We start from the raw sequence: 15,170 nt of genomic DNA, 5'->3' as shown, positions 1-15,170 counted from the left end.
ACAAGTTTAAACACGGTCGGCTGGCAATGCTTAAGCATTACCCGCGCCGACTGCGTCAAACAAGTTTGACGCGGGGTGGAGCAGCCCGGTAGCTCGTCAGGCTCATAACCTGAAGGTCGCAGGTTCAAATCCTGCCCCCGCAACCAATAAAAATGGCCCTACCGTAAGGTGGGGCCTTTTTTGTTGGTTGTGTGGTCCATGAAGTGAGCCTTAAGGAAAGCCTTCAAGGCTGTCCGAGGTTCGCGGCCAGCGCGATAGCGCGCCAGACGCTACGGAGCAAAGCGACGCTAAATCCTGCCCCCGCAACCAATTTAAGGGCTCGTCCTCACTAGAGGGCGGGCCCTTAAACTTTGTAACGGGGCACGGTGAATGAACCTCCCAAGGAGCCCGACAAGCGGCAAAGCCGCAAAGATGGGGCAAATAAATGAAACCTTACCTAAAACAGCTTTATTTGCCTTTAATGAAGTATTCCATAATACCGGGGTATAAAAAGACTAAAGGCAATCCACAAGATTATTACAAGTGGTCCACCTGCCCGTATAAAATCTTTAAAGCGATAATATCCAGGACTCATGACGAGTAGATTGGTTTGGTAACTAATAGGAGTTGCAAAGGAGCAGTTTGCGCCAAACAGGACAGCTAGGATAAAGGGTGTAGGCGAGGTGTGGAGGCTACTTGCAAGACTAAGGGCTATTGGGGTAAATATAATTGCTGTAGCGTTGTTGGACATTATGTTGGTCAAAAATGCCACTAAAAGGAACAAGGTTGATAAGACAACGACTGGGCCAAAAGAACCCACCACCGCAATGACACCTTGAGCGAGATAGGAAGCTGCGCCGGTTTCCAGCATAGCCGCACCGAGTGCTAGAGATGTACCTACCATTAGAAATATACGTTGATCCAGAGCTGCGGTGGCTTGAGGGAGTGTGAGAACTCTGGTTATCAGCATCAGCACGACACCAATAACCGCTGCTGCAGCAATTGGCAGAATGCCCGTAGATGCAGTTATGATCGTAGCCGTGAAAATAATCCCAGCATTTTTTGCATTCCGGGCACTGGGAACTGGCTGTATGCTCCCGTCTAGCAGTATGAGATTACGCTGTTCGCGCATATTATCCAATGTTTGAGTATTTCCCTGTAGCACCAGAACGTCACCCTCCTGGAGCATAGTGTCAGTCAAATGACGACGGATCACCCGTGAATGCCTCTCTATTCCCAACACAAGGCAGTTGTAACGGGCGCGGAATCCGATTTCTTTTAGGGTGTGTCCTGCTAATCCGGAACCTGGTGCAACCATGGCCTCAACAACAAGTTGGTCGTTGGTAAGCCATGTTTTGTGATCATTTTCGTCTTTTGGGAGATCCAACTTTCCAGATGCACTGAACATGAGACGTGGAAATTTTGTTTGTGTTTCGGCCAGCGCAGTTTGCGTTGCCATAACGATCAAAATATCCCCCTGGCATATTTTGAGGTTACTAAAGGGTGTTCCAACGGAGTGCTCTCCACGTTGTACAAGAAGAAGGCGAGTGCCGCGTATTCCAAGTAGATTAAATTTTGCGTTAGCCCCAATTAACTTTGCTTCAGACCCAACTGTCAACTGTGCGATGAAGTGTCGGGATCTGTCGGTGATGAAGCGTTGAAATGGTGAATGACGTTGAGGCAATAGGTGTGGCATGACAAATAAAATATATAAAAGGCCGGTGCCAGCCAGTATGAGCCCAGGAATCGTGAAATCGAAGAAACCAAGCGGTTCTTCACCCAACTGACCGAGGGTGCCGGATACCAGAAGATTGGTGGAGGAGCCCACCAATGTCGTCATGCCGGCCAAGATAGCGATGAAGGAGAGTGGCATCATTAGCGAGCTAGGACTCATGAAATGGCGCCTTGATATGGTTTCAAGGATCGGGATGAAGATTACTACTACCGGCGTATTGTTTACGAAGGGACTAACTACAAATACAGTTGCGAAACTGATGAAGATGGCTAATTTGCTGCGTTTACCTGTGTGCTTGAGAAATAATTTGAGAACCCAATCCAGCGCACCGGAGCGTCGCAGGCCGTTACCGATCACTTGCAGTGCCAATACTGCAACTAGAGCAGGGTTGGCAAAGCCAATAAGCAAACGAGTAGAATTTAAGGGATTTTCTTCATTGAAATTTGTGATGGGGAAAAGTTCGAATGTGGCTAGCATAGCGGCCAATATCAAAAGGGAAGTAACTTCTATCCGAATACGTTCCGAGGCGAAGCCAATAATCGAAGCTATGACCAGCAGGTATGTTATCCACATATGAACTGTTCCTGTAAGTGCCGTGGTCATATCTGGCTCCTGTGCTAATTCAGTCCAATGGGATTACGGGCACTGTCTTGGCAATTAAAACTAGATCTCTGCATGGGATGAACGAAGATTAGGAACGCAGTGTTCTGTTTGTCTGAGGTCCATGGTGTATATGTGCTTATTTATCAGCTAAAGGTGGTGTTGTAGTTATTGACGTCAATATGGCGTTTTGATCGGGCCATAAGACAGGTCACAATAATCGCATTGATTGGAAGAATAAGGGTATCATATAGTAATAGTGGTTTGTTAATTAAATTATACAACTTATGATATTTTTTCGATAAAGGTTAAATTTTCGAAACTGGAACATATGAGTACGGCGATTTCGCCCAAAGTGTCTGTCTCTAATCTTTTCGTAGGCAGGGTAATCTCCCTCAAAGCATTGGTAAGAAGAAATGCAAACCCGCCTAATCGCGTACTCGAACTCTCTTAAGACTACCTTAGTGAAGAGTTCTACATCAAGTAGGCATAGGAAATTCTTGGGCCTATACTTAGATGACGATAAATATTAGAGTTAGTTTTGTAAGAAATGTATTAAAGAAAAATTTTATTGGAGAGGTATACTAGAATTAAAATTGAGTTTCTATTTTGATTGATTGTTGACGTAAATTAGTATATATTTCTGCATTATTATGCAGTTATTTGCACTGTTTCAAATGATTTTCCGTAGGAACAAAATTTTTTTTCAACGCAACATTAATTTAGCGTTTATTATCTCTGAAATATTACTCCTCTACCTGTTTCTCTCAATGCTTAAATAAAATTATGCTTAATGAAAAGAAGGTAGGTTATATGAGAAAAAAAGCACCACCTTCAAAATTAACTCCTTTACCTCGATCAAAAAAGAGTAATGCGTTGACGTCTGAGCAGTCGGGGTCCACTTCACATTATTCCGTTGTTGCGATCGGCGCCTCAGCCGGGGGGCTTGACGCTTGCAAAAAATTTCTTCAAGCGTTACCGGCTGAGACCCGGATGGCCTATCTCCTTGTGCAACATTTGGATCCAACCCATGAAAGTCTACTGGTTGATTTGTTGGGTAGCCATACTTCGTTGAAAGTTGTGCAAGCGAAAAACGACATGTCACTTAGGCCAGATCATCTTTATATCATTCCACCGGGGTATTATTTATCGCTTGCTGGGGATGTTCTGAAACTCACTCTACCACAAGAAGGTAATAGTACTCGCTTGCCGTTTGATTACTTGTTGAGTTCAATGGCGGAAGTCTATGGTTCGAGGGCGATGTGTGTTGTTCTCTCTGGGACGGGAAACGATGGCAGCACAGGTTTGAGAGCGATAAATGAAAATAATGGTCTCGTAATTGCGCAAGAGCCGGAAGACGCTGAGTATGATGGGATGCCGCGAAGTGCCATTATGACAGGTCTAGTAGATATTGTTTTGCCTGTTGATAAAATACCAGCAGCAATACTTAGATTTGACCAGCAGATATCAACGGGGGATATTCAAGTAGGTTTATCCGAAATTGACTTTCTTGAGAGTTGGCTGCCGGAAATTGTGAATTTGCTGCGTACGCGGACAAGCTATAATTTTTCACAATATAAAACAGGGACGATCCAACGCCGTATAGAAAGACGGATAGGGATATCGAATGTTGAAGGTGATGTGAGCCGCTATCTTGAAATTTTAAGAAGCGATCCCGATGAATTAGAGCATTTGGCTAACGATTTACTGATTAATGTCACAAGTTTTTTCCGGGATGTAGAGGTATTTGATAGTCTGGTCCGGGATATTATCCCCAAAATTGTAGCAAACAAGGTATCTGGGCAGCCGGTAAGGATCTGGAGTGCCGGCTGTAGTACAGGCCAAGAGGCATATTCTCTGGCGATGTTGTTTCTGGAGGAAATTGCGGCATCAGGTCATGACATCAAGCTGCAAGTCTTTGCATCCGACGTTGATCCGGATGCAATTGCTCAGGCCCGAGAAGGTCTATATCCAGATGCAATTGAGGCTGAATTAACTCCGGCTCGGCTTAATCGATTCTTTGTTAAAGAAGATCATAGTTATAGGGTCACAGAAGAACTACGTAGCACGGTCATTTTTACAGTGCATGATGTTCTGGGAGACCCGCCCTTCTCGCGACTTGATTTTGTGTCTTGTCGGAACCTTCTCATTTACCTGGAGCCCGCAGCTCAAACGAAGATTATTTCAGTTTTCCATTTTTCGCTGCACAAGAACGGTGTGTTGTTGCTTGGCGGATCGGAGAGTATTAATATTACAGATAAACGTTTTGCAGTAATATCCAAGACCTATGGGCTTTATCGGCATGTCGTTCATCGTCAGACAAGCAAAGTCCAGATACCTGTCCGAAATACTTTCAATATTCAACCGGTAGTTCAATCTAAACAAGACAAGAAAACCTCCCCACAGGCTGGGCTAGCAGATATTTACCAGCGATTGGTTCTGGAAAATTATGCCCCTGCTGTTGTACTGATTAACCGAAAATTTGAGATTTTATATTCGTTGGGGCCTACAGATCGTTATTTGCGTGTGGCATCAGGTCTTCCAACACAGGATCTCTTCGCCATGATCCGGCCAACTCTACGAACAAAACTCCGCTCTGCCGTTCATCGGTCCATCGAGACAAATAGATTGATTACCATAGATGGAGGTACAACAGATCAAGGTGAAAGATTCAATATCATTGTTGAACCGGTTTTGAACGAAGATGATGAACTCTTGCTGGTCTGTTTTAAGGAGCCATCTAACGATACGATGGCAGATGTCGGAGCGGCAGCGAAGGAAGTAACACCGCGCGAGCTTAAACTCGAACTGGAACTGAAGGAAACCAGAGCTGAACTTGAGGGGGCGATCCGCAACCTTGAAGAATCAAATGCTGAACAAATAACGCTTAATCATGAAATTAAATCAGCAAGTGAAGAGTACCAGTCTACAAACGAGGAGCTGCTGACTTCCAAGGAGGAACTACAATCACTGAATGAGGAACTGACGGCGCTCAATAATCAACTTCAAGAGGCCCTTGATCAGCAGCGAACGACGTCCAATGACCTACAAAACGTCCTTTTTAGCACTGACGTTGCTACACTTTTTCTTGATAGAAACTTTAATATTCGCTTCTTTACCCCAGCTATAAAATCACTTTTTAACCTCATAGCAGGTGACATTGGTAGGCCTCTCAGAGACCTTAATACGTTGATCTCGAATGATATTCTGTTAGCAGATGCCCAGACTGTATTGCAGAGAGAGGAAGCTTTCGAGCGGGAAATTGTTACCAAAAAGGGTGATTGGTATGTCATTCGAGTATTTCCCTATAGAGCCCAGAGCGATTTGGTAGCTGGCGTTGTCATTACTTTTGTCGATATTACCGAACGCAAACAAACGTCAATGGAACTGGAGGCAACTAAATCGCGGGCGGAACTGGCGAACGAGGCGAAATCACGCTTCCTATCTGCAGCTAGTCATGATCTCCGACAGCCCTTGCAAACACTTGCGCTCTTGCAAGGGATTTTAGCCAAATTGGTTGAAGGAGCTCCCGCAAAAAAATTGCTCGGCCGGATGGAAGAAACATTGGGCGCGATGTCGGGTATGTTGAATGCTCTGCTTGATATTAACCAAATTGATGCGGGTACGGTAAAAGTCGATAAAATTGATTTTCCGATTGCTGAAATGCTTGATCGTTTAAGCAGTGAATTTGGATATCATGCACAGGCACAGGGGCTAGCTTTTCGCACAGTCCCTAGTAACCTGTATATTCATAGCGATCAGCGATTGCTGGAACAAATGATCCGTAACCTACTCGCAAATGCCATAAAATATACTAAAAAAGGTAAGATTTTACTTGGATGTCGACGTCATGGAAACACACTCAGTATTCAGGTTTGGGATACGGGTATCGGTATTCCTGAAGGGGAATACAAAGCGATTTTTGAAGAGTACCATCAAATCAATAATGAAGCCCGTGAGCGGCGACTTGGTCTGGGACTTGGTCTGTCCATTGTACAAAGGCTTGGGGAACTTCTGGGGCATTCGTTGCATGTTAGATCGTTGCCCTCCAAAGGTTCTGTCTTTTCAGTTGATGTCTTAATAGCAACGGAGATACCAAACTTAACCAAGAACATATTTGGCGCGAATAAAGAACGGGAACAAAAAGGTAGTGCTTGTCGAGCCGGGAAAATTCTAATTGTTGAAGACGATCCTGATGTTTTGGATCTCTTGGAACTTCTTCTGAGTACCGAGGGTTATGAAACGATGACAGCGCAGGACGGAGTCCTGGCTGCTAAACTTCCGGTTCACGGTGACGATCAACCGGACCTGATTATTTCCGATTTCAACTTACCCAAAGGTGTGAACGGTTTGGAGCTTGTAGAGAATACAAGAGAAAGGATCGGTCTAAGTATTCCTGCAATCATTTTGACGGGTGATATTTCGACCTCGACCCTGCGCTTGATTGCAGGACACGACTGCTTAAAGCTGGACAAGCCGGTCAACCCAGAAGACTTGCTACAATCCATCCAGAATTTGCTTGCTTCCTCACATTTGGAAAAGAGTTCTAGTCAAAAACCAGTGGATTATGAACCTGACTTACCACTTATTTTTGTGGTAGACGACGATAGTCATATTCGGGAGGCCGTTCAGGAACTCTTCGTTGACAAAGGCCGGGGTGTAGAAGTTTTTGAAACGGCTGAAGCCTTTCTGGAAACATACCGCAGCGGTCACCAGGCATGCCTTCTAATTGACGCTTTTCTTCCGGGGATGAGTGGAGTTGAATTGCTTGAAGTGTTAAAAGAAAAAAACGCCCAGCTTCCGACTATCGTGATTACTGGTAATGGTGACGTCGCAATGGCTGTCCAGGCAATGAAAGCAGGGGCTTTGGACTTTATCGAGAAACCCCTAGATCCAAACAAGCTGATCACAAGTGTTGAACGCGCGCTGGACCTTTCTCAGAATGAAGTCAAGTTATCAGAGTTTCAGGACGACGCAATACGGCGGATCGAAGGTCTCACAACACGGCAAAGGCAAATTATGGAACTGGTTCTTGCAGGTCAACCTAGCAAGAATATAGCAGCGGATCTAGGCATCAGTCAGCGCACAGTTGAAAATCACCGGGCCGCAGTTATGACAAAGACAGAAACGAAATCCTTACCAGAGCTTGCTCGGCTCGCAATTACAGCGGGCAGAAAATTAAAAAATTCTGGAAAGAAAACCACAAAAAAAGAGCCTAAAGCATGAATCCTGACAAAATCGCAGCAAAGGTTTTAGTGTTTAAGCTTTGAGTTTGCGGAGTTTTCTAAACGAAATCAATCGTTGAGCATCCTCATCCCAAAGTGCAAATCGAAGGCAATGGAAACTCTCTCGCAAGCCAATGCGGTTGAGGGTTCGAAGGGTAGGAATATCTGTGAGACATTCCTTAAGATTATAGTTAGGAATGCGGCACGAAAGATGATGGATATGATGAATGCCGATATCGCTTGAAAACCAGCGGAGCGGTTGCGGTAAGTCATAGTAGCTACTTGAAGCTATTGCGGATTCATAGAAATCCCAATCCTTGTTTTTTTGCCAGTATGTGAATTCAAATTGGTGTTGAACATAAAATAACCACACACCAATTGTTGAAGATAGTAGAACGATAGGAAGCTGCACTTTTATAATGTCGAGAAAGCCAAAACTTAAACCAAGGCCGACGATCGTACCGGCAATTCCGATGTTTGTGAGCATCACACTGATCAGTAGCATTGGGCGTTGGAAAATAAGATCCAGTGGCAGCCGGTTCTTAAAAACGAACAAATAGATTGGCCCGATCCCTAAAATTATTAGAGGGTTGCGGTACAGTCGGTAAGCCAGCCGTCGCCAAAACGGTAAGTTCAAATATTCTGCTTTTGTAAGAAGTGTAATATCGCCTATGCCACGGTTTTCTAGATTGCCGCAGGCGGCATGATGAATGTTATGCGCGCTGCGCCAGTATTCGTGTGGGGTTAACGTTACAATACCGATCAATGTACCAACAAAATCATTCAGGCGGCGGGAGGTAAAGAATGACCGATGTCCGCAGTCATGTTGGATCATAAAAAGTCGAACCGTGAATGCGGCTGCAAGTACTGATAGTAAAAGGGTTAGCCAATAGGCTTTGTTCACTGTGAATAACATCGCCACCCACAGTATGATCAACGGCAACGTTGTGTTTAAAATTTGTAGGACACTTTGCCTTGTCGATGCTCGTGCATGGGGCTTGATTGTTTTCGCCCATTGCCGTGCAAGTTCCTGCCGCTTGTTAGACCTGGAATGGGGGGCTTCAACGATGAGATCTGTCTTATCACTCTTTTGCTTGCCATTTTTGCAATCAGTTTGATTCATCATAGAAGCTATCCTTTGACCTTTGTGCCCGCATCCTCTAAAGCGCCACCTGTTCTTTCCATATTCTCACCTGTGTCTTTTTTCAAGCCGCCCCACGTATCTCCGCAAGCGCCAAGTGTAAAGACGAATGAGATAACAAATAAGATGAGGGTAAGTTTATGTATCATTTGGAAACTCTAAATGAAGGAGAAAGCTCACAAGAGGCCTCCGATCCCGAATAAATGGAGAAAAAATACATTTGAATTCGAACCAATGATTCATTGTATAGAATCGAGATGGCTGACAACAGGTTCGGAATATACTCAAGCCTAGTGACACGGTAAGCTTATTGATAAACGGAGGGGCCGGCAAATTTGTGATGCATTTGAAACGATACCGTTAGAATAGCTGTAAGATAGGCATAGGCTTTACTAGCTTTTTATACCCAATGCTGTTCTAGCGATTATTCGGAGGATGTTTATTCAAACTAGCATTCCTCGTTTTTTCACAAACGAGGAATTGACTCAACAAGATTTGCCCATGAGAAGCCAAATATAGCTGAAATATTGCTCGTCATGAGTAGTTTCCGAGGGTAGGCAAAACCAATGAGAAGCCTACTTTTCTACTATGCGCAATAACCAATATGACTATTGGTTATTTCACCCCCTAGAACAGATTGTCTTGGAAAAGTCCGCGTGTAATCAATCTCCAAGAAGATGCGTTATACCATTCGGTTTTTGACGTTCGGTTAAACCGACGTTCCTCCTAAAACACAGCCAACGAGTAGGGACCCCTCAGGTGAAAACAGAAAAACATATAAACAACAAAGGAGTCGGGCGCGTTATTTCGTACCCGATCCAGGCAAAATTAGCTGTTCCTAACGATCCTTTGAAGCGAAATATCGCAATGCAAACTGATAAGCTTTTGAGTGCATCCTAAGCACACTGGGGGGAAATTGAGAAGGGGCTAGATAAGATCTTCAGCGCGTTATGTTCAAACGTCTCCAATAGTTCAAAAATAGATCCGGCTCCGCCAAAAAAGGAGAAGGAAGTTAAGACCGCCATTGCGCGAGGAGAAAATGAAAGAATGGCAGTTAGGTCAGTAAAACTGCAGTCATCTAGTGTACGGGATTGATAGTTTAGCTTTGTCTTGAAGACAGAAATTCGAAATATAGAGAATATTTGAAAGGGTATAATAATGCCATGGAAAAGTGGAAGTGGTAATGAGGGGAACCCTTGGGGTGGCAGGCCTGGCTTAGGACTAGATATTGAAGAAATGGGACAACGTATACAGGATCGATTTAAGAAGTTTCAGCCGGGAGGGGGGCTTTGGGGAGGATTGATTATTGTGGTTATTATAAGCGTTGGTTTGGCGGTGTGGACTTCATACTATACTGTTCCTAGTGACTCTGTCGCTGTTATACAACGTTTCGGAAAGTATCTTAAAAATGTACCGCCGGGGCTCCATTTCAAATTGCCACTTGGCATAGACGAGGCAACAATTGTTCCGGTTAAACGTCAGTTGAAACAGGAATTTGGATTTATCACTTCGGGTGGACGTGACCCCTACCAAAGTCCTCGCCCTCGCGATGCAACACGCGAGACTCAGATGGTAACCGGTGATTTGAATGCAGCTCTGGTTGAATGGGTTGTACAATATCGAATAGCGGATTCTGTCAAATTTCTTTTCGAGGTTCGGGAACCAAGCGAAACACTTCGATATGTGTCTGAGTCGGTCATGCGCGAAGTGGTTGGCGATCGAACCGTTGACGAAGTGATTACAATAGGTCGGCAGGAAATCGAAAATGAAGCACTGGTCAAGATGCAGGCGCTCTCGACCAAGTACGCTATGGGGATCAGCATTGATCAGGTGCAGTTGAAGAATATTAACCCTCCCAAACCGGTTCAAGAATCTTTTAACGAGGTTAATCAAGCACAGCAGGAGAAGGAGAAGCTGATTAATGAAGCTAGGCGTGACTATAACAAGGTCATTCCGCTAGCTGAGGGTGAAAAAGATCAAAGAATTCGTGAAGCTGATGGCTATCGTCTAAGACGTATTAATGAAGCTCAAGGCGACGCAGCCCGTTTTATGGCTTTGTTGTCGGAATATAGTAAAGCGCCAGAAGTCACGCGCCGTCGTATCTATCTTGAGACCTTACAAGAAGTTATGCCCAACATAAAATCGAAAATAATTATTGATGAACATACAAGAAGTATCTTGCCGCTCCTTAATCTGGAGCGAGATAAGGACGTGCGGCCATGAATGGAATTAAGCAACTTGTGATCATAATTTTTTTGGGTGTCGGTGCATATATCGTGGCTAGTTCAGTGTATACGGTGAGCGAAGTCGAGCAAGCCATTATCACACAATTTGGCAAACCGGTTGGATCGCCGATCGTTAGTGCAGGACTAAAGTTCAAGATCCCTTTTATTCAGGAAGTCAATCCTATTGATAGACGAGTTTTGGAGTGGGACGGTAATCCCTCTGATATGCCGACCAAAGACAAGCTCTACATCTCCGTTGATTTATTTGCCCGTTGGAGAATTACGGATCCACTGCAATATTTCCTGAGGCTGCGTGATGAGCGAAGCGCTCAATCGCGTTTGGACGATATTCTAGGCAGTGAAACCCGCAATGCGGTTGCCAAGCATGAATTGATTGAAGTTATTCGAACGACAATGGATCGGGTGCCGTTGCGCGATACCCTATTGACTGATATGGAGCGGGAACAAGATATTGGCTCGCTGGTGCCTATTCGAAAAGGGCGTAAACTTGTAGAGCAAGAAGTTTTCGCAGCGGCTGCCAAGAAGGTGGAAGTTTTTGGAATTGAACTGCTGGATATCCGTTTCAAACGCATCAACTATAATGAGAGTGTACGGCCGAAAATTTACGATCGCATGATTAGTGAAAGACGGCAAATTGCAGAGCGTTTTTTATCTGAAGGGAACGGAGAAGCGGCGAGAATTCGCGGAAATCGGGTGCGTGATTTGAATAAAATTCAATCCGAAGCCTATCAGAGGGTTGAGGAAATCCGCGGTTTGGCAGACGCAAAGGCAACGGAGATTTACGCAGCAGCTTATAATCAAAGTCCTCAGGCAGTGCAATTTTATGAGTTCACAAAAACCATGCAGGCGTATCAGACAATCATTGCCGCAAACACGACGTTAGTATTGTCCACTGAAAGCGAACTTTTCAAGTTCTTGAAGGGAATGGACCCTGATACTTGGAAGGAATGAAGTAGGCAGAATTTTTTAGAAAGCGAATAGGTGCCATGCAAGATCAAGGGGACTCATACCTCCCTAGTGAATTTTCCCACCAATTTACGAGACCTTTAGCGAGATTTGTGCGAATTGAGTCAGTGGCAGGCTCCTTCCTTTTCCTCGCTTTAGTTTTAGCAATGATATTGGCTAACTCGAATTGGTCGGAACCTTTCTTGTCTTTCTGGGAGATTTCGATTGGCCTTCATTTCGCTGATATGGACTTTAGTCGCTCATTGAGGCATTGGACCAACGAAGGACTGATGACATTTTTTTTCTTTGTTATTTCACTGGAACTCAAACGTCAGATTGTGTTGGGAGAAATGCAGAGGATTAGAATTGCGATGTTTCCAGTCATGGCAGCTCTTGGTGGCATGGTTGTTCCGGTCATACTTTATTTGATATTTCTGTATGACCGCCCCGGTATGAATGGGTGGGGAACTGTAATGGCGACAGACACCGCATTTGTAATTGGGTGCCTTGCCCTTTTCGGTTCTCGAGTCCCTTCGTCTCTTCGTTTGTTCCTATTGTCGCTCGCAATTTTTGATGATTTAGGGGCCATTTTAGTAATGACAATTGGTTATGGAGGGGACTTGAACTGGAACGCAATTGCCCTAGGGGGCTTGGGGCTCGGGGCGATAGCAATATTAGCTCGATTAGGATTGAGAAGTGTTCCCGTTTATTTTGTGTTGGGGGCAGGAATTTGGTTATGTTTTGACAGTAGCGGTATTCATCCGACAATTTGTGGAGTTGTTCTTGGGCTAATGACGCCTACTAAAATCTGGGTAAGTGGAAAACGTATGAGTGCGATGCTAGGCCGTGTGTTTACGTCTCTTCAAGGAGAAGAAAAGAGCAGTGAGACGGCCAGTAAAAGTGACTTGCGGCAGTTGGGTCGGGCGTTTAGAGAAACTCTGTCTCCGGTTGAACGACTGGAGCATATGTTGCATCCCTGGGTCGGTCTAGTCATCTTACCACTCTTCGCGTTAGCGAACACAGGAATTGCGATTGGCGAAGTTCACCTTGCTAGCCCAGTTTCAATGGCAATTATTGTGGGCTTGGTCTTTGGGAAGCCAATTGGCGTGATTAGTTTCAGCTGGTTCGCTGTGCAATGTCGTATTGCGGTTCGAGAGGAGGGGCTATCCTGGTCTTTGCTTGTTGCGGGTGCTTTTCTAACAGGTATCGGTTTCACCATGTCATTTTTTATCGCTAACTTGGCATTTAGTCAGGAATTACTAAATTCTGCAAAGCTAGGAATTCTTGTGGGATCAATGATATCTGCTTTCTTAGGCATCATGATTTTAGTCTTGATTGTAGTGAGAAATAGCTATGCAACAAAGCTGGGGAAAATCTGAAATTAAACTCTTAACGAGTCAGTAGGTGAGCCTTAGACGTCTCCCATTATTTGAGCCGCTAAGACTGTCTCTAGTGGGTGAGTAGTGTGGAATGAATAGATTAAATTAAATACTCCTATATCTAACTAAATCTGGAACTTAGAGCCTATAATAAGTCATTCTAATTATTATATAAAAAGCTCGTGTTTAAATAGAACCATCATTTTGTAATGTATTCAGAAATTTAAATGATGATATTGAAAGGAATTGATATGAGTGATCAAAATGAACTAGCCAAAACAAGTCAATCCATTTCGGCTTTAGAGGAAACAGAAATGGCAAAATACGGCATAAAAAGAGTGCCCGTTGATTACTTCTTTTTTGGCAAGTATCGATACTCAAATTTGAAAGATGCTTTGGCTCAGGCGAAACGAAATCAATCAAAACTTTGTTAGTTTGAAATTCTCTTTCAATCTACCGTTAGCTGGATAACGCACCTATCAGGAAATCAACAACTATCTTGCTTGACCATATCTGCTGGGCTTTGAATTTAAATCATTTTACGGGGTTGTACCCAATCATCAAATTGTGCAGAGCTGACAAATTTCAGCTTTAAGGCAGCCTCTTTTAAGGTTAGGTCTTCAACATAGGCTTTTGTGGCTATTTGGGCAGCTTTATCATAACCAATATGCGGTGTTAGCGCGGTCACCAGCATAAGCGATTGTTCCATTAACTCCTTGATCCGCTTTTCATTGGCAACGATCCCTAAAACACAATTACGGGTGAAGCTGTCAATGGCATCTGACAATAGGCGAATAGACTGGAGCATATTGTATATGATGACAGGCTTGAAGGCGTTTAGCTCAAAATGGCCGTTCGAGCCAGCGATAGTGATCGTTACGTGATTTCCCATAACTTGGGCACAAACTTGTGTTATGGCTTCACATTGGGTTGGATTGATTTTCCCTGGCATAATTGAAGAGCCTGGTTCGTTTGCTGGAAGTGACAATTCTTGAAGGCCGCATCTTGGACCACTCGCTAGGAAGCGGATGTCATTCGCTATCTTCATGCAACTAACAGCAAGAGTATTGAGAACACCAGAGAATTCTACTGCAACATCGTTTGCTGCAATCGCTTCAAATTTGTTGTAGGCTGATTTAAAGGGTAGGCCTGTTGCCTTTGCAATATGCGTGGCGAAGAGTTCTGCAAATTCAGGAGAGGAATTGAGGCCAGTACCTACAGCCGTTCCTCCCTGTGCTAGCTCCAGGAGGCGTGGAAAAGAACTTTTGATACGGGCTAAACCTAGTTTAATTTGCCTTGCATATCCTGAAAACTCTTGCCCAAGAGTGATGGGGGTTGCGTCCTGTGTATGGGTTCTGCCGATCTTAATGATGTGGTCAAATTCAGTAACCTTCTTCGAAAGCGCTTCCTGAAACTGGGTCAGAGCTGGAATAAGTGACTGTTGAACTTCTGTCGCAATTGCAATGGACATAACGGTTGGAAATGTATCGTTGGAACTTTGCCCAAGATTGACATGATCTTGTGGGTGAACCGGTTTTTTGCTTCCTAACTTTCCCCCAAGAAGTTCAATAGCCCGATTGGCAATAACTTCATTCGCATTCATGTTGGTGTGGGTGCCGGAGCCTGTTTGCCAAACAACGAGCGGAAAATGGTCGTCTAATTTACCTTCTGCAATTTCTTGTGCGGCTGCAAGAATGGCATTGCTTAGACCCTCGTCCAACATTCCCAATTCTAGATTTGTTTTGGCGGCTGACATTTTTTGTAGGGCCAATGCCCTGATGATAGGCGTTGGCATTTTTTCTTCACCAATGCTGAAGTTTTCAAGTGATCGTTGGGTTTGAGCCCCCCAATATTTATCGGCGTGGACCTTAATTTTTCCCAAGGAATCACTTTCTATTCGTATGCTTGACATATTTACAT

Annotated in this window: 9 protein-coding genes and 1 tRNA gene; 6 read left to right on the top strand and 4 right to left on the bottom strand. The window is 44.3% G+C overall.

From position 1 onward, the window contains the following. Nucleotides 1–69 precede the first annotated feature (69 nt). Nucleotides 70–146: transfer RNA gene (locus tag GUA87_RS13140), tRNA-Met, on the top strand. Nucleotides 147–457: 311 nt separating this feature from the next. Here GUA87_RS13140 and GUA87_RS13135 read toward each other — a convergent pair. Further along, the gene (locus tag GUA87_RS13135) at nt 458–2,317 is read right to left on the bottom strand and encodes an SLC13 family permease (RefSeq protein WP_193716985.1); all 1,860 of its coding nucleotides are present in this window, start codon (nt 2,315–2,317) and stop codon (nt 458–460) included. Between the two features lie 810 nt (nt 2,318–3,127). Here GUA87_RS13135 and GUA87_RS13130 point away from each other — a divergent pair. Then, nucleotides 3,128–7,540, top strand: coding sequence for a chemotaxis protein CheB (locus GUA87_RS13130; RefSeq protein ID WP_193716984.1), 4,413 nt, complete (start codon nt 3,128–3,130; stop codon nt 7,538–7,540). 33 nt (nt 7,541–7,573) lie between these two features. On the opposite strand, the gene GUA87_RS13125 is transcribed toward GUA87_RS13130, so the two are convergent. Together GUA87_RS13125 and GUA87_RS13120 are read right to left on the bottom strand one after the other, a co-directional pair. Beyond that, a complete protein-coding gene (locus GUA87_RS13125) occupies nt 7,574–8,665 on the bottom strand; it encodes a fatty acid desaturase (protein WP_227711864.1) in 1,092 nt (363 codons plus the stop codon). Nucleotides 8,666–8,670: 5 nt separating this feature from the next. Further along, nucleotides 8,671–8,829: a hypothetical protein gene (locus tag GUA87_RS13120; RefSeq protein WP_193716983.1), complete on the bottom strand. Its 159-nt coding sequence runs from the start codon at nt 8,827–8,829 to the stop codon at nt 8,671–8,673. 1,009 nt (nt 8,830–9,838) lie between these two features. Here GUA87_RS13120 and hflK point away from each other — a divergent pair. The 4 genes from hflK to GUA87_RS13100 all read left to right on the top strand — a co-directional run bounded on the left by hflK (nt 9,839) and on the right by GUA87_RS13100 (nt 13,684). Further along, nucleotides 9,839–10,903, top strand: a complete 1,065-nt coding sequence (hflK, locus tag GUA87_RS13115) for an FtsH protease activity modulator HflK (RefSeq protein WP_193716982.1) — start codon at nt 9,839–9,841, stop codon at nt 10,901–10,903. After that, complete coding sequence (hflC, locus tag GUA87_RS13110) at nt 10,900–11,877, top strand: protease modulator HflC (RefSeq protein ID WP_193716981.1); 978 nt, start codon at nt 10,900–10,902, stop codon at nt 11,875–11,877. The genes hflK and hflC overlap by 4 nt, the downstream gene beginning before the upstream one ends. Nucleotides 11,878–11,912: 35 nt before the next feature. Then, the gene (nhaA, locus tag GUA87_RS13105; RefSeq protein ID WP_193716980.1) at nt 11,913–13,250 is read left to right on the top strand and encodes a Na+/H+ antiporter NhaA; all 1,338 of its coding nucleotides are present in this window, start codon (nt 11,913–11,915) and stop codon (nt 13,248–13,250) included. A gap of 251 nt (nt 13,251–13,501) precedes the next feature. Then, nucleotides 13,502–13,684, top strand: a complete 183-nt coding sequence (locus GUA87_RS13100; protein ID WP_193716979.1) for a hypothetical protein — start codon at nt 13,502–13,504, stop codon at nt 13,682–13,684. 95 nt (nt 13,685–13,779) lie between these two features. Here the strand turns inward: GUA87_RS13100 and fumC are convergent, their stop codons facing one another. Then, nucleotides 13,780–15,162 carry a class II fumarate hydratase gene (gene fumC, locus GUA87_RS13095; RefSeq protein WP_193716978.1) on the bottom strand — a complete coding sequence of 461 codons (1,383 nt, stop codon included), beginning with the start codon at nt 15,160–15,162 and terminating at the stop codon, nt 13,780–13,782. Between the last annotated feature and the right edge of the window lie 8 nt (nt 15,163–15,170).

Source organism: Sneathiella sp. P13V-1 (genome assembly GCF_015143595.1).
Classification (GTDB): Bacteria; Pseudomonadota; Alphaproteobacteria; order Sneathiellales; family Sneathiellaceae; genus Sneathiella.
This window is presented reverse-complemented; position numbering and strand designations above follow the sequence as displayed.

Excerpts from the sequence above, each read along its gene's own strand:
- hflC (WP_193716981.1), top strand. The coding sequence starts at position 10,900 with ATGAATGGAATTAAGCAACTTGTGATCATAATTTTTTTGGGTGTCGGT.
- nhaA (WP_193716980.1), top strand. The coding sequence starts at position 11,913 with ATGCAAGATCAAGGGGACTCATACCTCCCTAGTGAATTTTCCCACCAA.
- GUA87_RS13125 (WP_227711864.1), bottom strand. The coding sequence starts at position 8,665 with ATGATGAATCAAACTGATTGCAAAAATGGCAAGCAAAAGAGTGATAAG.
- GUA87_RS13130 (WP_193716984.1), top strand. The coding sequence starts at position 3,128 with ATGAGAAAAAAAGCACCACCTTCAAAATTAACTCCTTTACCTCGATCA.
- fumC (WP_193716978.1), bottom strand. The coding sequence starts at position 15,162 with ATGTCAAGCATACGAATAGAAAGTGATTCCTTGGGAAAAATTAAGGTC.
- hflK (WP_193716982.1), top strand. The coding sequence starts at position 9,839 with ATGCCATGGAAAAGTGGAAGTGGTAATGAGGGGAACCCTTGGGGTGGC.
- GUA87_RS13100 (WP_193716979.1), top strand. The coding sequence starts at position 13,502 with ATGAGTGATCAAAATGAACTAGCCAAAACAAGTCAATCCATTTCGGCT.
- GUA87_RS13120 (WP_193716983.1), bottom strand. The coding sequence starts at position 8,829 with ATGATACATAAACTTACCCTCATCTTATTTGTTATCTCATTCGTCTTT.
- GUA87_RS13135 (WP_193716985.1), bottom strand. The coding sequence starts at position 2,317 with ATGACCACGGCACTTACAGGAACAGTTCATATGTGGATAACATACCTG.